This window comes from Armatimonadota bacterium, assembly GCA_036504095.1.
Taxonomy (GTDB): domain Bacteria; phylum Armatimonadota; class DTGP01; order JAKQQT01; family JAKQQT01; genus DASXUL01.
The window spans coordinates 63870-88458 of record DASXVS010000080.1 but is presented as its reverse complement, the minus strand read 5'-3'; the positions used below and the strand labels follow the sequence as shown (position 1 = coordinate 88458).

Annotated in this window: 12 protein-coding genes; all 12 read left to right on the top strand. The window is 61.7% G+C overall.

The window, feature by feature from the left end; all coding sequences use genetic code 11:
- Nucleotides 1-304: 304 nt before the first annotated feature.
- On the top strand, nucleotides 305-4903 hold the full coding sequence (locus tag VGM51_18700; protein HEY3415069.1) for a hypothetical protein: 4599 nt from the start codon (nucleotides 305-307) through the stop codon (nucleotides 4901-4903).
- Nucleotides 4904-5111: 208 nt separating this feature from the next.
- Nucleotides 5112-9560, top strand: coding sequence for a carboxypeptidase regulatory-like domain-containing protein (locus VGM51_18695; protein ID HEY3415068.1), 4449 nt, complete (start codon nucleotides 5112-5114; stop codon nucleotides 9558-9560).
- Between the two features lie 151 nt (nucleotides 9561-9711).
- Nucleotides 9712-12306 (top strand): extracellular solute-binding protein, encoded by a 2595-nt coding sequence (locus VGM51_18690; GenBank protein HEY3415067.1) that lies wholly within the window; start codon nucleotides 9712-9714, stop codon nucleotides 12304-12306.
- A complete protein-coding gene (locus VGM51_18685) occupies nucleotides 12303-13463 on the top strand; it encodes a carbohydrate ABC transporter permease (protein HEY3415066.1) in 1161 nt (386 codons plus the stop codon). The genes VGM51_18690 and VGM51_18685 overlap by 4 nt, the downstream gene beginning before the upstream one ends.
- A 100-nt stretch (nucleotides 13464-13563) precedes the next feature.
- A complete protein-coding gene (locus tag VGM51_18680; protein HEY3415065.1) occupies nucleotides 13564-15432 on the top strand; it encodes a hypothetical protein in 1869 nt (622 codons plus the stop codon).
- A gap of 152 nt (nucleotides 15433-15584) precedes the next feature.
- On the top strand, nucleotides 15585-15920 hold the full coding sequence (locus tag VGM51_18675; protein HEY3415064.1) for an endonuclease domain-containing protein: 336 nt from the start codon (nucleotides 15585-15587) through the stop codon (nucleotides 15918-15920).
- Nucleotides 15917-19054: a hypothetical protein gene (locus tag VGM51_18670; protein HEY3415063.1), complete on the top strand. Its 3138-nt coding sequence runs from the start codon at nucleotides 15917-15919 to the stop codon at nucleotides 19052-19054. Before VGM51_18675 ends, VGM51_18670 begins: the two co-directional genes overlap by 4 nt.
- A gap of 170 nt (nucleotides 19055-19224) precedes the next feature.
- Complete coding sequence (locus VGM51_18665) at nucleotides 19225-20238, top strand: LuxR C-terminal-related transcriptional regulator (protein HEY3415062.1); 1014 nt, start codon at nucleotides 19225-19227, stop codon at nucleotides 20236-20238.
- A 571-nt stretch (nucleotides 20239-20809) separates the two neighbouring features.
- Nucleotides 20810-21937 (top strand): citrate/2-methylcitrate synthase, encoded by a 1128-nt coding sequence (locus VGM51_18660; GenBank protein HEY3415061.1) that lies wholly within the window; start codon nucleotides 20810-20812, stop codon nucleotides 21935-21937.
- Nucleotides 21938-22020: 83 nt separating this feature from the next.
- Nucleotides 22021-22761, top strand: coding sequence for a TIGR00266 family protein (locus VGM51_18655; protein HEY3415060.1), 741 nt, complete (start codon nucleotides 22021-22023; stop codon nucleotides 22759-22761).
- Nucleotides 22762-22857: 96 nt separating this feature from the next.
- Complete coding sequence (locus VGM51_18650) at nucleotides 22858-23925, top strand: isocitrate/isopropylmalate dehydrogenase family protein (GenBank protein HEY3415059.1); 1068 nt, start codon at nucleotides 22858-22860, stop codon at nucleotides 23923-23925.
- A gap of 108 nt (nucleotides 23926-24033) precedes the next feature.
- The gene (locus VGM51_18645) at nucleotides 24034-24501 is read left to right on the top strand and encodes a DinB family protein (protein HEY3415058.1); all 468 of its coding nucleotides are present in this window, start codon (nucleotides 24034-24036) and stop codon (nucleotides 24499-24501) included.
- Nucleotides 24502-24589 lie beyond the last annotated feature (88 nt).

Here is a 24589-nt window from a genome sequence, read left to right as displayed (position 1 = left end):
TGCCTGCCTGCGACAAATCGGCGCCGGCCCCGCGGCGCGATCGGCGCGCGGGCGTCCCAAACACCCGCGGCGTATCAGCGGTTGAATGGGCGGTTTCGCTCCCGGTGACGAAGGTTATGCCAACGTCCGCTCGGTTATTTTTCGCTAAGGCTCTGTGTTTTCGTAGGTTTCAATCCGATCTTGGTGTATTAAAAATGGTGAGTTGTACCAAAGATGGTCGCACCCATTGGCCGACCGTCCGCACCTCACGAACGTTCTCTACTGCGATACCTCTCCGGTATCCAACTCGCAAAGGAGACTCCGCATGATCCTACGGTACAAACCGACGTTGGCCAGGCTGGCCATAATCGTCGGCTTTGCCAGCCTCGTAGGCACAAGCTCCGTGAAAGCACAGGCTTGGGCCGACCCCAATTACGCGTTCAGGCGCCCGCTTACCGTTACCAACCCTACCACCCGCGCATACGCCGCGGGTGACATCGTTGCCTTTACCTACGCACCGGGGACGGGCCAGCTGGCCAATTCACGCGCCGACGGAAAGGATGTAAAGATTTACTACAACGGTGGCACGACAAACGTCCTGCCGCCGCAGACTCAGATGGACCTCGGAGGCGCCGAGTCGAAAATTCTCTTCGAGCTCCAGGCGCCCATCACTCCGGCTCCGCCGCCACTCTCGGAGAATCAGAGCGCCGGAACAACGCCTTGGGCCGACATCCTGGCCGCAACTCCGGAGAGCACTCGAGTAGTCTTCACCGACGTGCATTACGCTAACGACGATGCGCAGTCGAACTTCACGCTTCCATTCGCGTTCCCGTTCAAATACGGCACGACAACAACCCTTGGCGTTGCTGTTGACGGCTACGTACAGCCTGGCGGATACGTCGGCACATCATACCTCCGATATAGTATCGACGCCCCCGCGGGCTTCGCCCGAGCCAACGTAATCGGACCATGGTGCGCCGACCTCGGCATCTATCCCGACGCGGGCTTTGAGAGCCGCGGCGTGTTCTTCACCGCCGACGCCACGCGGGCTATTATCCGGTGGAAGGCCACCGACACCGCCGACACCTCCGGCGTAGATATGAACTTTGCAGTCATCCTGAAGCCCGATGGCACCATCCGGTTCGTTTACGGCCCGCAGGTTGACCCCGCCGCCGGCCAGACCGTAAAGGTTGGCGTGGGCGTCGGCGACTCGACCATGAGCATCGTCAATTCCGTCACGACGTCGTATGCCGCTCACACCGATATCGCGTACACGCAGGCGTTCAGCGGCGTTGCCTCAACGGGCTACTGGGCGTATTACGGATACACGCAAGACGACGGCCGCACCGGCCGCACCGTTCCTTCCAAGGTTCAGCTCGCAGACTTCTCCGACGGCACCCTGCACGGCTGGCAAAGCCTGCAGAACCCCGCCGGTACGGGCGGCGCCACGGCCGACGTCCGCATCAACAGCGACCCCGCCTTCGGCAATGAACTCCGGTTGGATAACTCCCTGTATCATCACCCGTTTGCCTTCTGGAGCACGATGACTCCGGTCGGCGACGGTGTTTCCTACTCGAAGATTCGGACCAACGGCGAGTACGGCGTGGTCCAACGTTTCGGTACGCAGACGCTCACCAGCAGCCTTCCGGCGATTGGCGACTACCTCACCGGCGATGGAAACGGCACAGGCGTGGTGTTCTCCTCGTTCGGCGGCGTGCTGGCGATGCCCATCGACTCCACGATCCAGGCGACTGAAGAGGGAACCACCGGCAAACGTCACCCCGGCCCAGACGCTCTGGGAGGCGAGACGCCGTACCAGCAGACCGACTTCAACACTTATCAGTACCAGATAATCGCCACGCAGGACGATTCCGTCAGCGGCCACACGTTTGTGAAGGGGAAGGCCTGGCCAAGCGCGACACCCTCCATTCCGGTGGAAACAGCAGACTGGCTGGTAAACCGCGACACCGTGGGCAAGAACGCCAATCAGCCCATGGCGGCGGGCAGGCTTGCCGTTACCAACTACAGCACTACCACCTACGTCAAATGGATAGTCATGGTCGGCAGCCTTGGAACCGAAGGCACAACCGGCGCCCTGGGCACGGAGGAGCGCAATCCGACCGGAGCCTCCATTCAGGGAACCGTGCGTGACCTGACCTACCGCGTTCCGCAGGTCGGGCTGAAGGTTACCTTCACCGACGCGAGCGGGCATTATCTCGCCGGAACGACAACGAACGCCAATGGTGCTTATGTCGTATACTTCCCGACGGCCGGCACCTTCGGAGTCGGAGCCCTTGGTGGCGGTCGCAGCGCCCGAGCCACGGTTACCGTGGCGCCGGGCACAACCGTGACGCAGAACCTCCTGGTGGACGTGGTCGCGAACGGCGACTGCGAGATTCCCACTCCGGACAACTCCTGGCCGGATCAATGGGAAACCTACCAGTTCAGCGCCGGCGGAGCGGCAACCGTCCAGGCTCTCTCCAATGAGCAGAACCACACCCCGGGCGGCCACTGGTCGCTCAAGATCCAGGGCGTAATGGGTGACAGCGATTCGTTCCAGACCGGCATCGGCCGGACCGGCAACAATCTGTTCCAGCACCCGATTCTCCCCGGCTGCTCCTATACGCTCTCCGCGTGGGTGTATTTCACCAACGCGGGCGACAAGGTTCGCTTCCGGCTTCGCAACAACTGGCCCATCGCGGGCTTCTACGTGACGGCCGGCGCCGCGCCGGACCCGTTGAATGAGAACACCGGCGGGCTCGATGGCAGCGGCAACGTCCCCGTGGGGCAATGGTACCAGATGAAGCGCACCTGGACCTACTTGCCCGGTGGTACGGCCAATCCTCTGCCGATTGAATACGGCATCTACACATTCAAGGCCCAGGTCGGCTCGGTCTACATCGACGACGTCACCCTTACGCCGACCGTGGTCAGCCTGAACATGGTCATCGGCCAGATTGTCGATACTCTGGGGAACCCCGTCCCGCACGCCTACATGGGTGAGATGCGGTACAACAATACTCTCTTCTCGATGCCCGCTCCCTCCGACGAGAACGGGATCGTTCGCCTCGTGACAACCAACTCCACACCCATCTCGGTCGCCGCGTGGAAGGGACCTGCCAGCAGGGTTCCGACGGGCATTAGCCCGAGCGGCGCTCTCGTGGGTGTCGCTTCGGCCGCCGTTTCACCGGTACCGTACGACTCGAACCTCAGCACGGCGCCGTGGGTGACCGCTGTGTGGGACAACCGAGGGGCAATGGACATCCTCGGCGCGGGTACTGTCGGCCTTTTGAACGGGGATTCAAAGTGGTCCGCATACCTGATCGATAAGCGCATCGATAAGACCGGCCTGACCGATCCGGGCGACAGCGCCAATCCGGCCGACTGGGTTCAGGTTCGGCGCAATTCATCGGGTGATGCGGTAACTGTCGACGGTCAGGCCAAGGTCGCCAGGATCTGGGATGGCAATATCGATGGTGAGTGGAATGGATGGGGATCCGGCGGGTTGCGTGGCCTCCTCTCCAAGGATGGCGCTACGGACATCCCGGCCCGCTATCGAACCGCCACCGTCGACATCGACATGGGCTCCGTCCAGACCATCGACCAGTTGGAGTTCGGTTACTTCTTCGCAGTCGACAAGCATCGGGTCTGGATATCCAACACTCCGTTCTCCTGGAATGTGGAACTGCCCAACTCCGCGGCGATCCTTGACACAACCAGCGACGCGGCGTCCGTCATCGCTCAAGGATTCTCGCCCAGCGCCAACCCCTACGCTCAAGTCCAGGCCGGCCCATTCCAGGTCTACCGGCTCACCGCCCCCGCTCAGGGCCGCTACCTCCGCGTCCGCCAGGATGGTAGTCCGTTTGGAGACGGACACCAGATCCTGTTGGAGATGCGGGCCATGTCGAATGCCGCGCTTCCCAAGCCGGTAAGCGGCCGCGTCATTGACGCCACCGGCGCCCCGGTAGCCGGCGCATTTGTAGGTCCGTTCCCGAATGGTCCGGCCAACAATTACGCCATCACCGCTGCTGACGGCACCTTCGTCTGGTCTGGGCCCGGTTATCCGACGGCGCTTTACGCTCACGTTGAAGCCAAGAAGCCGGACAACACTTACGATCCGACGCCATACCTGGCCGCCGGACCATACTACGTAACTCCGCAACAGGGCGGCACCAACATCGGCGATATGGTTGTCGTCCGGTCCGGCGGAAACGCTCTGCTGGGCGCGACGAGCATTGTGGTTTCGAACGAGGGCGCTCCGGGGACTGAAGCCTACGGGCCATCCTTCTGCGATCCGTCCGAACAGCTGCATCCCACATCGAAGCTCACCGACGGCCTCGCCGGTGATGCCAACCAATGGGCGGCAATTCCCAACGCGGACAATAACGGCGCCCCATGCATCGGCGAAATCACCACCGGCGCCACCTATCTGCGCGTGGGTGTTGAGAGCACGCTGGCCGCTCCGGCGGACCTCGATGAGATCGACATCTACTGGTTCCAGAACGGCTATCCGGCCGGGTTCTACGTTCAGACATCGTCTGACGGTGGGACCACCTGGAACACGGTCTACAACACAACCAGCTATGCGGGCAACTATAACGATGGCTACCCCGGCGACGGGCTCAAGGTCTCTGTTATCAAGTTCCCCACCAAGACCGGTGTCAACAAGACACGCGTGATCTTCTCGACCAGGTCGAACCGCGGCTCACCAGACAGCGAGTTCGTTATCAACGAAATCGTTGGCCTGAAGCACGCCGCCACTCCGCTGAGCGTTGCCGACGTCACAAGAGTGCTGCGAATTGCGGCCGGCCTGCTGCCGGCGCCGCCGACCGCCGATCCTTCCTACGCAAGACTGGACGCGGATGGCGACGGCAAGATCACCGTGCTCGATGCGGTCAAACTTGACAAGGGCCTACCGCACTAAGCGATAAGCCATAGACTAACCACAGGGGCGTCCAAAAGGGCGCCCCTTTCCCTTTTGGGATATTTCGCGAATGGCCGCGCGGTTCCGGTTGCATGGCGGTAGGAAATTACCGGATGCAGTTGTATATGTAAGAAGGTGTGGCGTTGCCACAACCGGCCCCTTATATTGCCACATGGTTCACCGCGTTCTCTGGACAGGAGCAATCGCAATGAAGACTGTCGAAAGACCCATCGGGCGATTCACAACCTTCCTTCTCGCGCTGGCCGGCTTCTCGGCAGCCAGCCCCATCCGCGCTCAGGGTTGGGCGGACAGCAACTACCGCTACCGCCGGCCCTTGACGCTGACAACCCCCGCGCCCGTCGCGATGAAAGCCGGCGACGTAATCGCCTTCCCGTACGTGCCCAACTACGGCCCATTCAACGGGAAGGCCCGCCCGGACGGCAAAGACGTCAAGATAATCTACTACAACGGGTCCGCCAACTCCGAACCGCCCCAGGTCATCCTGCCGATGGGGGTAGACGCCGGGCGCGTGTTGTTTGCCTTGCAGGCGGCCGTCCCCGCCCCGCCGCCCTACAACATTCAAGAGAATACGAACGCGGGAAAGACGAGCTACGCTTCGCTTGCCAAAGGGCCACCCCTGGCCTTTCCTTCTACGGTGCAGTACCCCAAAGATGACAACACGGTCACGCTCACCCTGCCGTTCAACTTCACGCTGCGGGACCAGACGAGCAACAAGATCACGGTGGCCATCGACGGCTACATCGGCCTCGGCGCGGTCGATCCGGGTCGTCCTAACTCAACGTTCAATGGCTCTGACCGGTATATCGTGATGCCGTTCCAATCGGACTTCGCGATCGAGGGGCCAACCCAGGGCGTCTACTACACGGCGGACGCCACCCAGGCGATCATCAAATGGGAGGTTGAGGAATCCGGCGCCGGCCCGGGTGGCCCGACCATTGCGATGTTTGCCTGCGTGCTCAAGCCGGACGGCACGATCCGGTTTGTGTATGGCAGCCCATGTTCCTCTCCGAACCCCATCATCGCCGACGGCCCGAATGGGGGGTACGACCCCCAGCGGTACGGTGTGGGAGTGAATGACCCATCCAGCCCTATCACCGAGCCGCCATACGATGCCTTCGTGGGCGTGGATTTTGCCAACCATCCCGATATCGCTTACACGCAGACACTGCCAATAACGACCATCAACGGATACTGGGTGTATTACGGCTATCCGGCGGATACAGGCGCCAGGACGGCGCCGACAACCGGCCTGCAAGGCTCCGATTTCAGCGATGGCGCCCTGCACGGGTGGGAGAGCCTGCAGGACCCGGCCGGAACCGGCGGAGCCTCCGCCGACGTCCGCATCAATACGGACGCCACCTTCGGCAGCGAACTTCGGCTGGACGACTCCAAGTACCACCATCCGGTGGTGTACTGGAAGGCGATGACACCGGTGGCGCAGGGAATTTCGTACACCAAGTTGCGCCGCGCGGGCGAGCTTGCCGTCCTCCAGCGGTTCAACACGCAGATGCTGACCAGTTCCGATTCCACAATCGGCGCCTATCTCACCGGAGCGGACATCCCGGGGCTGGGCATCAACTGGAACGCCTGGGGCGGCGCGTATCCTGTGGTCAGTACGCTTCAGGCGGCTGAAGAACCAGGCACCGGCAAGAGACACCCCGGGCCGGATGGGATGCAACCGACGATCCGGTACAGTCAGAGCAATTCGGGCATCTATCAATACCAGATCGAGGCGACGGCGGACGATTCCATCACAGGGCACACGCTCGTCAAGGCCAGAGCCTGGCCCAGTGTGGATCAGTTTCTTCCGACCGATCCCGGGAACTGGATCATCTCCGCGGATTCGGCCGGCAAAGTGCCTTCGCCACAGCCCCTGCCGGAGGGCAAGCTGGCGATCATGATGTACAGTGGCTCGATGTACCTGAAATGGGCATACGTCGTCTCCAATCCATATGCGGAGGCGATTGCCTACGCCGCCGGCGCGGAGAGCTCCATCCCGCCGCCGGCGAACCAGGGCGCGCTCACCGGCACGGTCACGGATTCCGTGACCCTCGCGGGTATCCCCGGAACGACGGTTACCATCACAGCCCAGGGTGGCGGTTCGGCAATCGTCACCACCACGGACGCCGCCGGGCAGTATCTCCAGTACGTCGATCCGGGCGCGTACACTCTGAGCTTTACAAAGACCGGATACACACCGGGAGCCGGCACAAGCGGCTCCGTGACGATTGGCGGCACTAAGGTCGTCGATGTCGCTCTCATAGCTCCCAACCAGCTGCCTAACCCCGGGTTTGAAACGGTTGACGCCCAGTTTGCCGGCAAACCCAGGTCTTGGTATCGTCGCAACCTCGGCGGAAATATCACGCCGCCTGCTACGGCCGTCACGCTGCCGTGGGAATACACGTCCATCGGAGCCCACAGTGGCGGCAAGGCCGTCGGGATTTCCGCATCCATCGGCATCGCCGCGTGGGAGATTGAAGGGACGCCGGCCGGCATCAACAACGCAGACAACCGGGGCAAGGGCGGGATTGTGGCCACGGTTCCGGGCGATATCTACCGAGTCTCGGGATGGGTCAGGAAATCCGGGGCCGGTGGTACCGGGCGCTTGCTGGGGCAACCGATGAGCGGTTTCAGCGATGCAGACTCCAACGTTGTGGCCGGCGCGCGCTCCGTCGACGTAACGGCGGACACCGGCGGCAACTGGGTTCAGGTGTCCACCGAACTGGCAGCCACCGCGTCGAACATGACCGTCCGGATGTACGGTGTTGATATCCCGTCAGGCCAGCATGTGTATTTCGATGACCTGTCGCTAACGCGCGTGCAGCCACCTACTTACAGCGGCGTGGTGCAGGACAGCAGCGGCAATCCGATGGCCGGATGCGCGGTTGGCATCCGCGAAGCGGGTGCGTCCGGACTGGCCGGTCCATTGCTGTCCACCACCACGGACGGCGTGGGGCGATTCAGCCTGTCCTTCGTCCCGGCGCAAGGCGTGAACTACGTCGTGCAGGCGTGGAAAGACGGCTTCGGCGCTTCATCAAACACGCCGCTCGGCGTCGCCAGCGCGACGACCTTCGTCACCTACGATGCAAAACAGGTTGTCAACGTGGCGATCCAGGCAAACATAGTGGCGTCTTCAGGCGATGATAACGGCGGCGGCCTGGTGGCTAATGCCGTGGACGGCGACGAGGGCAGTCGTTGGATCAACGGAACAGCGAACGCGGTCGGCGTTTCGCCCGGTTCATCAAACCCAGCCTGGATCGTCGTTGACCTGGGCCAGCCTATCCCCATCGCACAGATCAGCATGATCTGGGAACTCGCCAAGGCGGGCGCGTATCAGATCCGCGTGAGCAATACCGCTCCCGGTGCGAACTTCAACGCGGCCGCGGCCGCTGCTTACGGCGCCCTCGCATATTCGACAACAACCGGTCAGAACTCCTTTGCGCCACCCTACATCCCTTCGCAACGAATCGACGTGCTCACGCCGCCCTCCATCCCATCCGGTTTGTCCGGCCGATACGTGGAGGTTCTGATGACATCCTTCGGGGCGTATGCAAACTACTCCCTGTATGAGATGAAGGTTGAGGTTCCGATCGGCTCGGTAACAGGGCGTGCGCTCGACGCCGTGACCAAACTTCCTATCGCGAACGCGTACGTCGGCCCGTATCCATTCCTTCGAATACGGCCCTGGACGCCCACCGTGTACGTCAAAACCGATGCCAACGGCGCGTTCACCTACAATGGCGCCACCGTTCCGCTGCGCCTGGCCATCCACAAGACGGATGACAGCAAAGACACGGATGTGCTGGCCGATCCGTATGTCGTCAAGCCGATCAGCGTGACGCCGACGGTCGCGGGTAACGACGCGGGCGATTTCCTGTTGCAGCCGAACACGGATGCAGGCGGCAGCGCCCTGATCGCCGGAACCACGATCGTGATCGACAACGCGGCCAACCCCGGCACGGACACCTACCTGCCGACCGCAGCCACCAATACCGGCAATCCGGATGGCCCGCTGAGCCAATTGACCGACGGCAACCCGACGAAACCGTGGGACATTAACGCGAGCGATTCCGGAGCGGACGGCAGGGTGCACGGCATCACAACCGGGGCGGGCTATCTCCGTTACGGAGTTCAATCTACGCTGGCCACGCCCGCGAACCTCACGGCGTTGGACCTGCTGTTCTGGCAGAACGGCTACCCGATGGGATACTACGTGGAGGTGCAGGGGCCAGGCAGCTCCACGTGGGACAGGGTCTACGAAGTCAGCGCCCGGGAAGCCGGTTACGGGACACGCGACGACAGCCAGAACGATGCCTGGACCGTTAATCCCATCTACTTCCCCGCGCGGATGGTTGCCAGACTGAGAGTGATCTTCACTCAGAAGAGCAATCGAAGTTACGGCTGTGATACGTGCGGATATGGCAGCGAGGTGCTCATCGGCGAGATGATCGCCCTCACACGCACCGGGCTGACACGGGCCGACGCTGTTTCCGCGCTGCGGATTGCCGGGGGACTCGACGCCGGCCCGCTTTCCGGGACGGCGCAGTTCGGCCGGCTTGATGCTGTGACCACGGGCGCCTCTGCGAACAGAATCGACATATCGGACGCAATCTCGGTCTTCAAACAGGCGCAATGATCGCGCACCGTGAAAGCGGCGAGGCCGGGGCACGCAAGCGCACCGGCCTCGCCGCTTTCTGTGTTGCATAGGCCGTCTTGCAAGCGGTAAACTGAGCGAGGGATCGGCCCGCTGCCGCCCCGCTACTTCTATGAAAATTCTACCCCGTGTATTGAGCACTCTGCGGTCCTACGCGTGGCTGGTGGGGCTCATTATTCTCGTCGGATTATGGGTATTCCTGGAACGCCCGCCCGAGCAGAAGGCCGGTACCACTGTGCTTCGGCTGGTGGTGTTCTCGGGTGAACGCGATCAGGTTTTCTGGCGCCTTATCAGGAACGGAGACCCCAAACTCGGCATAAAGGGTTTCGAGAGCGAGCATCCCGAGATCCGGCTGGAGTTTATCAAGGCGGGTGAGGGGGATAAGGTGGGAACCATGATCGCGGGCGGTGACGCTCCGGACGTGGTGAACATCGGCGCAGGCGAGAACTTCTACCACTACAAAGCCGCGAACGTCATGCGCGACCTCACGCCGCTCATGTCGCCCCAGGACCTCGCCGACATCGAGCGCGATTTCTATCCCGTTGCCCGAAACGCGATGATGGAGGGCGGCAAATACTACGCGCTTCCGTGGAATCTCATCCCGTTCATCACGTTCTACAACAAACGCGTCTTCGACAGGTTTGGCGTCCCGTATCCGAGCGACAAGTGGACCTGGGCAGATTACGAAGCCGCCGCGAAGAAGATGACCGTCGATGAGAATGGTGATGGTTACCCGGACGTTTTTGGCACCAATTTCGCCCAGTGGCAGGACGGGTACTACACCTGGATCTACCAGAACGGTGGGCGGGTCGTCAGCAAGGACGGCAAGCGCATCACGTTTGACGACCCCAAGGTCGTTGAGACGATCGCGTTTCTGCACCGGATGAGCCGCATCGAGAACCTGATTCCCAACGACAAGAACCGGCCGAAAGCGGTGGGCGGTCAGGGCCTGTTCTCGATGGACAAACAGGGCATGCTCGGTCCTACAGGTTCCTTCTATATACCGCAGTTTCGTGGCGAAGATTTCAAGAACGTGGAGTGGGACATCGCGCCCACGCCAATGGGGCCGACCGGCAAAAGGGCCAGCGTCGTGGCAACCAGCGGGTTCGGCGTTACCACGCAGAGCCGGCATCCCAAAGAGGCGTATGAACTGGTGAAGTACCTGTCCTCCCACGAGGGGCAGGCGGCGCTCGCAATATCGGCCCTGTTCGTGCCGGCCCGCAAGAGCGTGGCGACGGACATGAAGCTGATGAACCCCACCGGCGTTCCGCAGCACATGGAAGCCGTGCTCGACGCCGTGGAAAAGGGCTATGCGTTCGTCCCGCCGTGGACCGGACGCCGCTGGGGTGATTTCCAGGACTACCTTAACACCGAGATAGGCGACTACCTGTTCTCAAACGCGAATCCGGGAGATACGCCGGCCAAAGTGGCGAAGCGCATCGCGGACAAGGGCAACGTTATTCTGGCGGAGGAAGCGGCCGAACGAGCGGGCACGCCGCTGCCGACCGGCCCCATCGCGAAGGTGGCGATGGCCATCGGAGCGCTCATCATCATCGCCTGGGGTTTCAAGGTGGTATCCGAGGCTCGCAAGTCGAGGATCCAGGGGGCGGAGCAGGTCTATGGCTACCTGTCGATCGCGCCGTGGCTGATCGGGTTCATCGTATTCGCGGCTGGGCCGATCCTGTTCAGCATGCTGTTGAGCCTGTGCCGGTGGAGCAACCTGTCGCCGCCGAGCCAGGCGCGATTTATCGGGCTGGACAACTTCGCCTATCTGCTGAGCGGAAAGGATGACGCGTTCCTCACCTCGCTCACGGTCACCGCCAAGTACACGATATGGGCGGTGCCGTTGGGTCTCACCGCGGGGTTGATTCTGGCCCTGTTCATGAACTCCAGCATCCGGGGCATCAACTGGTACCGCACCATCTTCTACCTGCCCGCGATCCTGCCCGGCATCGCGACCACGATGCTCTGGAAGATGATGTTCGTTCAAAATGGCCTGCTCAACTGGGCGCTCTCGCCGGTGTGGCCGTGGCTCCCGCTGGTGCTGAGGCTCGTCGGCCTGGCGGTTCTTGTGGGGGCGGCCCTGCTCGTATGGTCGGCGATTTCCGCCGCGCGGGATGATCCCGGCTATGGACGTCGCCATTGGCGGTCATTTACGAATCTGGCCACCGCCGGAGTTGTCGCCGTGGCGGGCTGGTTCCTTTTCCAGGCCGGTTCGTTGCAGGTTGCCGGAAGCCGGGTGACGGACTTCCACAAGATGCCCGATTGGCTGGGCGACCCCCGCTTCACCATCCCGGCAATCCTGATCATGGGCCTTTGGGGCGCGGGCGGCGGCATGATGATCTACCTGGCCGGCCTGCAGAACGTACCGACTGAACTGTATAACGCCGCCGAGGTAGATGGAGCCGGCGGGTGGCACAAATTCCGCCATGTGACTCTCCCGATGCTGAGCCCTGTCCTGTTCTTCAACCTCGTGATGGGTATCATAGGCACGTTCCAGGTGTTTGGAAGCGCGTTCGTCCTGTTCGGAAGTGAAGGCGGTCCCAAGCACAGCGCCCTCTTCTACGGGCTTTATCTCTACCGCAAGGCCTTTGAGCAATTCGATATCGGCCTCGGCGCGGCGCTAGCGTGGATACTCTTTGTCATTATCCTGGCTTTCACGCTTATCATCTTCAAATCGTCCCCGATGTGGGTGTACTACGAAGGCAGCAGGGAGGGACGGGGATGAACGAACGCGACATAGAGACGCGCAGAGAGAGCGAGGCGGGGAAGGGGCGAGTGGGCGAGACTCCGGAACTGCCGCGCCACGCTGCCGCTGCGTCGCCGCGTCGATTCCGCTGGCGGCGCCAGATTCAGCCTACAATCCTGCACATCGTGCTGCTCATCGGCGCGATCCCGATCCTTATCCCGTTCTACTGGATGCTCGTCTCCTCCGTTCAGAGCAAGGACAGGACCGACCAGTATCCGCCGCAGTGGGTTCCGATCCAGACCTATTATTACGCCACCGACGAAAACGGAGTTCGTCGCGAGACCTTCCCGCCCACCCGCGAGGAAAACGGGAAGACGCAGATCCGTTTCATGGACCAGGCGAACAAGGTCTGGGTACCGACGTCCGCCGTTCAGAAGGTCGAAAAGGTGGAGCCTCGCTGGAAGAATATCAGCAATGTCTTCGCCAAGACGGGGGACACGTCCTCCGGCAGCGTGGAGGACAAGCCTTTCCGGTGGTCCGATATCTGGAAAGCGGAGTCCTACGGGCGTTATGCCCTTAACACGCTGGTCCTCGCCTTGTTGTGCGTGTACGGGCAGATCATCTCGTGCAGTCTCGTGGCCTTCGGCTTCGCCAGGATGCGGTTCTGGGGTAAGAACGCTCTGTTCCTCCTGATGCTGGCGACCATGATGATACCCGGCCAGATTTACGCCATCCCGGCGTTTATGATCTACAAATGGCTCGGCTGGGTGGACACTTATCTCCCCCTGATCGTGCCGGCATGGATGGGCGGCGCCTTCTTCGTCTTCCTGTTTCGCCAGTTCTTCATGGGCATCCCTCTGGAAATGGACGAAGCGGCCCGCATCGATGGCGCGGGCCCGTTCCGGGTCTGGTGGGAAATTCTGCTGCCGATGGCGAAGCCGGTCGCGGTCGTGGCGGGGGTATACACGTTTTTCGGCGCCTGGAATGACCTGTTCGGCCCCCTGATCTACATCAACAGCGACTTCAAGCGTACGCTGGCGCTCGCCCTCACCAAGTTCAGCAACGCCTACGGCCAGACAGATGTCCCCAGCCTGATGGCTGCCAGCGCCCTGATGATGCTGCCGGTTCTCATTATCTTCTTCTTCAGTCAGAAGGCGCTGCAGCAGGGCCTGGTCATCAGCGGGGTAAAGGGTTAGGGCTGAGGGCTGAAGAGGTTGTGCCGTATCTGCACGGATAGAGCACCGCGTCCCGCGAGTTGGCCGCCAGACGGGCGACCTCACAACTGAAAGGTTGCGTATGAAACGCATTTGCACGTTCGTCGGTCTCTTTGCGACGGGCATTTCGCTTGCCGCTTCACCTTCACACCCAGGCGAGGTTACGATCACCCGGCCCAACGCGTCCACTTTGAATTTCCGATGGCACAGCACGCGCGCCGAAGCCGGGAACGTTGAGATTTGGCAGGGTGAGGAACCGCACGAGACCATTGCGGCGGTCAAGAATGGGGACGACTATCGCGCCGAGGCTACCGGTCTCAAAGGGAACACGGAAACCCGGTTCATCCTCAGCCCGCAGGGTGACGCCGAGCACTCGCGGCAGCAACTCACCGCCACCCTGCCGCCCAAAGGCACACTGGAAACCGAGACCCTGCCGCTTCTGGCCGTCGTCTACAGCCCCATCCACTACTCCGACGCGCCCGCCGGCGGCTTGCCGGCCGGCGTTTCGAAGAACCTTACGAACGATGATCTCGAGCTTATCCGCAAGCAGCTTGAGGATGTGCGTTCGTTCTACTTCCACGCGACGCACGGCAGGCTGAATCTCACCTGGGATATTTCTGCCGAGAATACGGACATAGGTAATCGGCCGTCCCTGGATGCGGGTGACGTGACGGGCGCCTTCGAGGCGTCGATGGCCCGTGTGCTTAAGGAAAAGGGCAAAAAGGTCGGCGATTACGCCGGAGTGGTCTTCATGTTTGGCTGGGGCGAGGGCATCAGTCCGGAAGCCAAAGCCAAGGTGTATCGCGGCCAGGCGCATTCGGGCGGCACGTACGGGTGGGACGCACCGTGGAACGTTGCGCGAACGCCGTACACGATGATCAATTTCGGCCACCGCGCGGACATCCGGTGGACCGTGACGCACGAATTCGGGCACCAGTTGGACAGCATGGCCGATTACTCCGGATACCCGAGTCTTGCGTTCAATCACCCGGACCCCATTACGGACGTCGGCGCGTTCGGCGAACACTGGGACTGCAATTACTGGCTTCTCTCGCATTTTCCGCGCGACAACTGGGCAAACCTTGTGTTCGGCACCCGTCACCTGAGCAAGGACACGGACAGCGACGGGCTTGCGGACGACGACCCAACGCTTCCTATCGACGAGAAGCGCTTCCACAGCGATCCGAAGAAGGCCGATACGGACTCGGATGGCTTGAGCGACCTTGACGAATACTCCGTGACCTCCGGCGTGTATGCAGGTCTCAACGAAGAGATGGCCTCCGGCGTGAAACCGCCTGATCCTCGCAATCCCGACACCGACGGTGACGGCATCCCTGACGGCGCCGATCCGTATCCGTCGTACCCTGCCCAGACGCTGCGCCGCTTCGCCACACCGGTTCTTGACGGCAGGTGGGATAAGGGCGAATGGCAGACGATGGGCATGTCTGCGAACCTGAGTGACGCCAGTGGAACCAAGGTGAAGGCGGAGTTCGGCCTGGAATGGGACGACCAGTATCTTTACGTCTCGATGCGCTCTTCCGCGCCTGCCGACCTGGTTTTCGACATCGACGCGATGAACGATGGTTGGTTTGCCGGGACGGATAACTACCGGATGGTGATCGCCGCCCCCGCCGCCGGAGCGACAGAGCCGGTGATCTCCTCCGTGATATGGGACTGGTCGGTCTTCGACCCCACAAAGGACCCGAATCCGTATCTCAACCAGAGCAAGGACATCGTCAAGGCATCCGACATCAGTGCCGTTGCCGCGCAGACGGGCGGCGCGTACGTGCTGGAAGCCGCCATCCCGATGAACTACAAGACGGGCCTTCGGCTGTACTCCGGCAAGCGTATGGGCGTGAAACTGGGCGCCAGACTGCCGGGCGGGAAACAGGTATTCACGCTATTCGAGCCGCAGCGCCTGATGACGGTAGAACTGCATCGCGATTATTGACGGCCCTACCCCGGCTCGCTTAGGCTCGCCACCCCTCCCTGAAGGGAGGGGTTCGCGTGTTGGAGGGTTCTCTGATTTTGGACAACGATATTGATCGCAGAGGTATCGTTACGGGAGGTCATAGTGCGGAAAAGCAGGTGTTGGCCGTTAGAATGCGGCAAGCGCCGACGTCGGCGGAAGCGGTCCTATGGCAAAATGTCCGCTCGAACCAATGTGCCGGACTGCACTTCCGACGACAACAGGTGATCGACGGTTTCATCGCTGATTTCTATTGCCATACCGCAGGCTTGGTTGTTGAAGTTGATGGGCCGATCCATGAAACCCAGCGAGACTCCGACGCCCAGCGGGATGCGGTCATGGAATCCCGAGGGTTGCTCGTCCTTCGCTTCACTAATGAGGACATACAGAATCGTATCACTCACGTGCTGGGGATCATCTCGGATACCGGCCGTACCCGTACTGGGCTCATAGGAGATATCAAAGAATGACTACGAAACGGAACCCCCACAGCCAACCAAACTGGGAACCCCTCCCTTCAGGGAGGGGTGGCGAGCCTAAGCGAGCCGGGGTAGGGCGAAAGGTAGCAGTCCTGCTGTTTGCCTTTGCCATTGCAACCGCAGCATTCGCCCAGACCACCTTTCACGACGACTTCAGCAAATATGCGGCGGGGAGTAACGGCTCGCCGACGTGGAAACCGTTCCTGGGTACCTGGGTCATCCAGGATGGCGAGTATCGCCAGACGGGTACCGAGCAGTATGACCAGGGCGCGTCGATGGACGACAAGCCAACCGGGCAGTACGTGATCTCGGTTCGCACGAAATCGCTGGGAGGCCCTGCCGGAGGGGGTCTGTTCTGGAACATGAGCAGTCGCGATAACCGTTTCAACTGCCAGATGGTGCGCGTGGATCCGGAATTCGTCATCTGGGGCTACGAGGACTCTAAGGGCGACTTCCAGCAGACCGGCATCTACAACACCGCCATCGCGGCGAACGAGTGGCACACCTTGGCCGTGGCGGTAGACAGCGATCTCGGCAAGTACAACGTCCTCCTGGATGGCAAGGTTGTCGGAAAGAACGCCGACCTGCATTTCATGGATGGCTTTGTAGGTATTGAATCCTCTCTAGCCAATGCGTTTACGAACTACGAACGCCGATACGGCCTCAGCGCGGCGGAAGCCGAGGGTCTCAAGATCATCGAGCCATTCAACGCGCCACAATCGCTGGCCTTTGGACCGGAAGGCCTCCTGTATGTGAGTCACCGCGGCAAAGACACCGTTGCGGTAATGGACGTAAAAGCCGGCAAGATATTGCGCTCATTTGCTCCGCGCGGACGCGGGGTAGGGCAGGTTCTCGATCCCGGCCCCATCCGTATCGACGGCCACAAGAACACCTGGGTCCTTGACCGCGCGCTGAACCGGCTGGCTATGTTTGATGATTCGGGCAAGTTCGTCAAAAACGTCCCCGCTGATACCGATGCGCGCGATTTCCTGCTGGTCGAGAGCGCCCGGATGGATGCCGGCACACTGGGCTCGTGGCCAGCCCGTGACCTGAGCGGCTTCATCGTGGCGACCGCTACAAGCATCAGCGTTCGCGATGCGAATGGGCGCGGCGGAAGCAGCCTTGGCCCGTTCAAGGACGCGCGTGGCCTGTATATGGACCCGGCCGGTCGCGTGCTGGTCGCGGACGCCGCAGACAATACGATCCGCATCCTCGCTCTGCGTAACGGGTCCCGCGAGATGGCCCTCGAACCTGCCGGCTCCATCCCCGGCTGGCTGGCTCCGAAATCGCTGGCGGTGAACAGCAAGAACCAGATCGTCCACCTCGGCAACCTCGGCTATTACGAAAGCGGCGGCTGTGTGCGAGTGATCGACCAGAAGGGCGACCGCGTGGCGAGTTTCGCCGGCTTCAGCATCGGCGGCATCGGACAGCCAGGCGGGATAGCCATCGGCCCGGACGACACCATCTTCCTCGCCGATTCAGACCACAACCGCATCGTGGTGATTCCTTCAGACGTACCGGAGCCGAGACCGCACGTGGAAGTCGCCGGCGATTCGGCAACCATTACTTGGAAGACCGAGGCGCCCGGTCGTGCATTCCTGGGTTACGCCGATCCCGAGGGCAAAGTTCTCATCAACCCGTACAACGCCATACCAGGGCCGGACGGCAGCGTCCGGATAGACCTGAACGGACTCAAGCAGAACTCGGTCTACAAGTACCACATCTCGCCGCCGTTGCGGACCTTCCCACCCGAGCCCGGCTCCAAGCAGTACTCGTTCCTGTCAGCGCCGCCCAAAGGCCAGATGCAGTACGTGACGCTGAAGATCATCGTTGCGATCTACCTGAAGACGGGTAATAAAGGCGAGAAGTACGCGATGCCGCGCGAGCAACTTGGCGATCGAATCCCGCGTATGATGGCCCGCGCGAAGGAGTTCTACCTTCGCAACACGCACTTCAAGGTCAACCTGGATCTTGACTACACCGTCATTGAGAACGCGGAAGCGGACATCAAGGACGCCATCCCGCCGGTGGACCAAGTGAAGAAGGACATTGTGGCCTCCGCGGATTTCGCCGGGAAGCACATCAAGGACTACGACAGCGTTGTGTGCACGTGGGTAACGCCGGGCTACAAGGCAGACCAACTGGAAGCCCGCGGGCAGGTGGGTGGCGGCGGTCTGACGCCGTACGGCTACAGCGCCTTCGCGGCCGACGGCATGGTCGCCTGGCTGATGACGCACGAGTACAACCACCAGGTGGACGCTTTCTTCGATCGAGCCGGCTATCCGGAGTTCTGGCTGAACCACCCGGACTATACGATCCACCCCGGCCGTTTCGGCGGGCAGTACGACTGCAACGCGTTCATCTTCCGCGAATGGCCGGTGAACGACTGGTTCTGGCTGCCGGCTAATGGGGTGGGGCACATCGAGCTGACGGCCGACGCGGACGGCGACGGCGTGCCGGACAACGAGCCCAAGCTTGCGCTTGACGAGAAGCGCATGGGAAGCGACCCGCGCAAGATCGATACGGACGGCGACGGCCTCACGGACCTGCAGGAGGCCATGGCCGGCATCCTTGGCGGCTCCGATCCCCGCAAGAAGGACACCGACGGAGATGGCGTGATCGACGGTCGCGATCCGTGGCCGCTGGACCCGGAGAAGCAGGAGCGTCCGCGCAAGACCCCTGTGCTGGACGGTGTGATATCCCCCGGCGAGTGGGAACCGCTTTCCACACTGAATGGGCCCTTCAAAGGCGAGACGTACCTGCAGTGGGACGAAAACGCCGTGTACCTGGCCGCGGTCATCGATCAGCCGTGTACGATGGATGTGCAGTTGACGCCGAAGAACACCGGACTCTTCACTGAAGACAAGATCGAGATGAGCCTGGACGCGCGGAATGCATCTGCCGAGCCGAAAGAGGTCCGCGTAACGAGCGGCAAGGGCACGCACGGCATTTTGCGGCTTGTGGACGGCAAAACGGTCATCGAGATCGCCATGCCGCACAACCCCGATATCGGCCTGGCGCCGCAGATGTACCAGACCATGGGCCTGAGCATCCAGTTTCACAACGACAAGGGCTGGATGAGCGTTTTCGAGCCGTGGCGGCTCTGGGAGATGCGCCTGGGGTAGCATCGGGCGAACTGCCGTTTCGTGAAGGAGCATAAGGGGCCGCCGGTCAATGCCAATCATATTGACTGGTGGCCCCAGTGTATCTCATAATACATTACACGCAAATATACGTTAGCCTGGCGTAAGGCTTTGTTGGCACGGGCCGCAACGTATTAGCGAACGGTGGATTCATGATGCCTGCTGCCGGACTTGACGTATTCGAAATGATCGCCGATGTCGAGGCCCGAATCGGGGCGTTACGGTTTGGCGATTCGTATGCGCTGTATGAGTTGCTGTACGAGGCCGCCTCGCGCCTCGGTTCGACCAGCTGCTTCTACATCTGCCTTTACGACGCGGAATCGGACACCCTGAATTTCGCGTATAACCGCGATGGCGATGCGCTGGAAGAACCTTGCACGGTGCCCCTGGGCGACGGCCCAACCTCCTGGGTGGTGCGAAACCTGCGTCCTTTTTTCCTGTCTGAGGCCACCGTGGAAAAGCAGCGCGCGGGGTTTTCCTTTGGCGACAAGTCGCGCTTCTCAAGCTCCGCGATGCACTTGCCGATGAGAACCATCGGCGAGGACGGAAGGCGCCATCTGGTCGGCGTCATGTCTGTGCAGTCATACGAACCCGACGCCTACGACCCACAGGAGATCGAGCTCCTCCAGGCGTTGGCCGATCGTGGCGCGCGCATCCTTCACGATGATGCGGGCCACGCTGATTGCCGGCGACGCATAGCTGCCCTCGAGCGTGAATCGGAGCGGCGTCAGAGCCGCGCCATCCGCATCACGAACGACTTCATCGAGCATCTCTCCAGTCTGGCCCACCAGGCGCACGCTCTTGTCGCGATGACTCCTGCGGAGTTGTCCGATTTGCGAGATGCCGAAATTGCCCTCGACCGCTCCCTTCACAAGGTCATGACCCTCGCTGCCGAGGCGCCGGCGCGTCTCGAACAGGCGCGCCCCGATTCGGAGACGCAACCGGGGATCGAGCAGCTGACCGCGCTGGATCTCACCAAGCGCGAACTGGAAATTGCCGTGCTGCTCGCCAATGGGCGGTCCAATGCGTCCATCGCCGGATCGCTGTACCTGTCTGTGGACACCGTGAAGTTCCACTGCGCCAACATCTATCGCAAACTGGGCGTCCGAAACCGAACGCAGGCCGTTCAGGCCGCCACGGCGCTCATCTTCGGCCGCGGCGCCTGATCGTTCCCCTCGCCGGACGGTTCGTGCGCTGTGGATGTAGCGGCCATTTCGTGTGTTCATCCGCCTACCCCAACCGCTCTGCACCGGCAGTGCTGCGCCGTCGTGATGATCCCCGCAGCGCCTGCTTGGACGGGCGCCAAATCGGAGACGAAGCGATGCGTGCTCCGGCATCGTTCACCCGGGGCGGGCAGGCAGGCGAGCCACCGCAAATGGCGCACGATTCCGGGGCAGGATCGACCCCCTGTTTTGGTGTCAGGTTGTCTCGGCTTTGTGTGTTATAATGGTGGGGAATAACACTCATCTACGCCCGGTCGGTATATGGGCCATGGCCAATCAATGCGGCAGGGAACCGTCTGGTTGTCGGGGTGTTATCAATTCCGGGAATACAGGACCGCCCCGGAACTCACCGGGGATCGTGGCGACTCAGGTTATTCACCCAGGGACAGCGGGATCGCACGTGAGCGCTCCATGTCCCATGTCTGGATTCCGGTCGGTCACCGGCGACACCCACTTGGTCCCTACGCGCGCCGTCTGTTGCGCATCTTCTGCCCGCTATGGGCAAGGAGGAAACATGGCCACCGTTGAACATCCGGGGCTGGAAGGCGTCATCGCCGGACAGTCCTCAATCTCCAATGTCTACGGCGACGAAGGCCGCCTCATCTACCGCGGCTACGAGATTCAGGACCTTGCCGCCAACTGCTGCTTCGAAGAGATCGTCTACCTTCTCTGGCATGGCGATCTTCCCAATGAGACCCAATTGGAGGATCTGAAGGCGCAGTTGCGCGCAAATCGCAAGGTCCCAGTCGGTCTTCTCGGGTATATGTCCGGCCTGCCGCATACGGCCCGCACGATGGCCTGGTTAAGGTCATCGGTGAGCGCCCTGGCAATGTACGATCCGGACGCAGGAGTGAACAACCCCGAGGCGAACCTTCGCAAAGCGATACGCCTGGTTGCTCGCACGCACACGCTGACGGCCGCCATTGGACGCATTCGCGCATTCCAGGAGCCCATCGAGCCGCTGGATACCGGCGATGAGGCCACAAATTTCCTGTACATGCTTACCGGCAAATTGCCGGATGAAACCGAGGCCCGGACGTACGACGTGGCGCTGGTGCTTCACGCGGATCACGAGTTCAACGCCAGCACTTTCACCGCGCGCGTGATCGTGAGCACCCTCGCCGACATGTACGCCGGAGTTACCGGCGCAATCGGGGCCCTTGGCGGTCCGCTCCACGGCGGCGCCAACGAGCAGGTGATGAAATACCTCACCGTCCTCGCGGAGACCGGCCAGGATCCCGAGGAGTGGGTGAAGGAGCAGTTGGCGAACAAGGTCAAGATCCCCGGCTTCGGCCACCGCGTCTACAAGACGGTTGACCCGCGCGCGGCCTACCTGCGCGAGATGGGCCGGCAGATGGCGATCAAGGCGGGCAAGGAGGAGTATTTCCGGATCAGCGAGATCGTCTACGAGACGGTGTTGCGGGAGAAGGGGATCAACGCCAACGTGGACTTCTTCAGCGCCAGCGTGTTCGCCGATCTCGGCCTCCCGGTGATGCTTTACAGCCCGAGTTTCGCGTGCAGCCGCATGGCGGGGTGGACAGCCCACGTGATCGAGCAGTTGAACGACAACCGCATCATGAGGCCGCGCTGCGACTACATTGGTTACACGAAGCGCGATTTTGTGCCCATCGACAAAAGGTGAGACGTGGGAATTGAGAATTGGGGCCAGATACCGGATCCGCGGTCTCAATTCTCAATTTTCAATACTCCAGACTGGACCAGACGATGCAATTTCGAGTGGTTGGCGAAGACATGCAGGCGCTCATCGTGGACCTCGCCCCGTCCGAATCCGTTCAGGCGGAGGCCGGCGCGTTTCTGTATATGACGGATGCCGTCCAGATGGACACGCAGATGCGCGGCGGCATCATGGGGGGCCTCCAGCGCCTGATGGCGGGCGCAACCCTGTTTATGACCCACTTTCGAGCGGCCGGCGCGCCGGGCCAGGTGGCTTTCGCTGCCCCGTATCCGGGAACGCTCCGCGAGCTGCCGATTCAGGGCGAAGGCTGGCTCTGCCAGCGCGACTCGTTCCTGGTGAGCACCGAAGGCGTTGAGATCACGGTGGCATTCACCAAGCGGTTTGGCGCGGGCCTGTTCGGCGGCGAAGGGTTCGTGCTGCAGCAATTGCGCGGACAGGGCAATGCGTTTATCCACGGCGGTGGCACCTTCCTGGATTTTGAACTGACTCCGGGACAGACCCTTCGCGTGGATACCGGGTGCATCGTTGCATTCGAGCCTACCGTGACGTATGACATACAGTTCGTGGGCGGCTTCAGCAATGTGCTTTTCGGTGGGGAAGGCATGTTCCAAGCCTTGCTCGCCGGCCCCGGACGGTGTATCCTCCAGACCCTCCCGTTCAGCCGGCTGGTTGGACGTATCGCGGGCTCTTCATCGCCGCGCGGCGAAAGCAGCGCGGGCGGATTGCTGGGCCAGATCGGCGGCATCGGCCGCATTTTCGGAAACGACTGAAAGGAATCAACAGCATTCAGCATCCGGCATTCAGCATCCAGACCCCGCCCGGGGACTGCGAGTCTGGATGCCGAATGCTGAATGCTGAATGCTGACATGCACAAAATTACCCTGATCCCCGGTGACGGCACCGGACCAGAACTCGTGGAAGCGACCCGGCGCGTCATCGACGCGACCGGCGCGAAGATCGAATGGGAAGTACGTCACGCGGGCGTTGATGTGATGGAGTCCGCCGGCACGCCCCTGCCGGAGGACACGCTCGACAGCATCCGGCGGAACAAGGTCGCGCTGAAGGGCCCGATCACGACGCCGATCGGCACCGGATTTCGGAGCGTCAACGTGGCGCTGCGTCAGGAGTTGGGCCTCTACGCCTGCCTGCGGCCCTGCAAATGGTATCCCGGCGTCCGAAGCCGGTACCAAAACGTGGATCTGGTACTCGTGCGCGAGAACACCGAAGACCTGTACGCGGGTGTGGAGTTCGACGTGGACTCGCCGGAGGCCGAACAGATCCGCGCGTTCAACACGAAACGCATCGCTCCGCACTCCGCCATTTCCATCAAGCCCATTTCCGGCGCCGCCAGCACGCGCATCGCGCGTTACGCCTTTGAGTACGCCTTGGCGAATGGACGCCGCAAGGTGACCGCCATCGCGAAGGCGAACATCATGAAGTTCACGGATGGCCTGTTCTATCGGAGCACGCGGGAAGTGGCGAAGGAGTACGAGGGCCGCGTTGAGTATGATGAAGTGCTGGTGGACGCGATGTGCATGCAACTCGTTCAGAAGCCTGAGAACTACGATATTCTGGTGACGGAGAACCTGTACGGCGACATCCTGAGCGATCTGTGCGCCGGCCTGGTGGGCGGTCTGGGCGTTGCGCCGGGCGCGAACATCGGCGACGGCGTTGCTGTTTTTGAGCCGACACACGGAAGCGCACCCAAGTACAAAGGCCAGAACAAGGTCAACCCGACGGCCGGGATCCTCAGCGGAATGCTGATGCTGAGGCACATCGGCGAAAAGGATGCGGCGGATCGTATGGAACGGGCGGTGGCTTCGGTTATCGCTGAGGGCGTCTCGGTGACCTATGATATGAAGGCGGACCGCAACGATCCGTCGGCCGTCGGCACCCGGGAATACGCCGACGCGGTTATCGCAAAACTAGCGTGAGGGTATGCGCCGCTTGGCCGCCGGGTGGCTGCGCGGCGCGAGAAATTACGTTTCATATGAGCGCGGATGGCGCCGGCCGGGCTTGGTTCCGGTGATTGGGAGAGTTCTATGTACCTGCAGATGCTTCAAGAGTATGAGGAAGGCGCCGATATGGTCGTCCAGGCCGTCAAAGGCCTTTCGAAAGACGTTATCGATGCGGTTCCCGAGCCGGATCGCTGGTCGATTCATGAGATCATCGTCCACCTGTCCGATTCCGAGATCGTCGCCAGCGACCGCATCCGGCGCGCGCTGGCGGAAGACAACGCGACGGTGCAAGTGTACAACGAAGTGGAATGGGCGCGCCGCCTCGACAATAAGGAGCGTGACTATGACCTCGCGCTGGCCCTGCTGGTGGCATTGCGCAAGGTCAACGTGGATTTGCTGGCGAACCTTCGCCGGAAGGACTGGCAGCGAACCGCCATTCACTCCGAGCGCGGCCCGCTGACGGTCGGCGATTTCGTCCAGACATATATCGGCCTCATGAAATTCCGTGTTGAGCAGATCAACCGGATCAAGAAGGAACACGGCATCGGGTAGAGCGGCGGAGCGTCGCATCGTGGTTGGAAGGGGTTCCGTGGGACAACCGTCCCGCGGAACCCTGCGCATTTTTGGCGGTTAAGGCCAT

Excerpts from the sequence above, each read along its gene's own strand:
- VGM51_18700 (HEY3415069.1), top strand. The coding sequence starts at position 305 with ATGATCCTACGGTACAAACCGACGTTGGCCAGGCTGGCCATAATCGTC.
- VGM51_18695 (HEY3415068.1), top strand. The coding sequence starts at position 5,112 with ATGAAGACTGTCGAAAGACCCATCGGGCGATTCACAACCTTCCTTCTC.
- VGM51_18685 (HEY3415066.1), top strand. The coding sequence starts at position 12,303 with ATGAACGAACGCGACATAGAGACGCGCAGAGAGAGCGAGGCGGGGAAG.
- VGM51_18680 (HEY3415065.1), top strand. The coding sequence starts at position 13,564 with ATGAAACGCATTTGCACGTTCGTCGGTCTCTTTGCGACGGGCATTTCG.
- VGM51_18675 (HEY3415064.1), top strand. The coding sequence starts at position 15,585 with ATGCGGCAAGCGCCGACGTCGGCGGAAGCGGTCCTATGGCAAAATGTC.
- VGM51_18670 (HEY3415063.1), top strand. The coding sequence starts at position 15,917 with ATGACTACGAAACGGAACCCCCACAGCCAACCAAACTGGGAACCCCTC.
- VGM51_18665 (HEY3415062.1), top strand. The coding sequence starts at position 19,225 with ATGATGCCTGCTGCCGGACTTGACGTATTCGAAATGATCGCCGATGTC.
- VGM51_18660 (HEY3415061.1), top strand. The coding sequence starts at position 20,810 with ATGGCCACCGTTGAACATCCGGGGCTGGAAGGCGTCATCGCCGGACAG.
- VGM51_18655 (HEY3415060.1), top strand. The coding sequence starts at position 22,021 with ATGCAATTTCGAGTGGTTGGCGAAGACATGCAGGCGCTCATCGTGGAC.
- VGM51_18650 (HEY3415059.1), top strand. The coding sequence starts at position 22,858 with ATGCACAAAATTACCCTGATCCCCGGTGACGGCACCGGACCAGAACTC.
- VGM51_18645 (HEY3415058.1), top strand. The coding sequence starts at position 24,034 with ATGTACCTGCAGATGCTTCAAGAGTATGAGGAAGGCGCCGATATGGTC.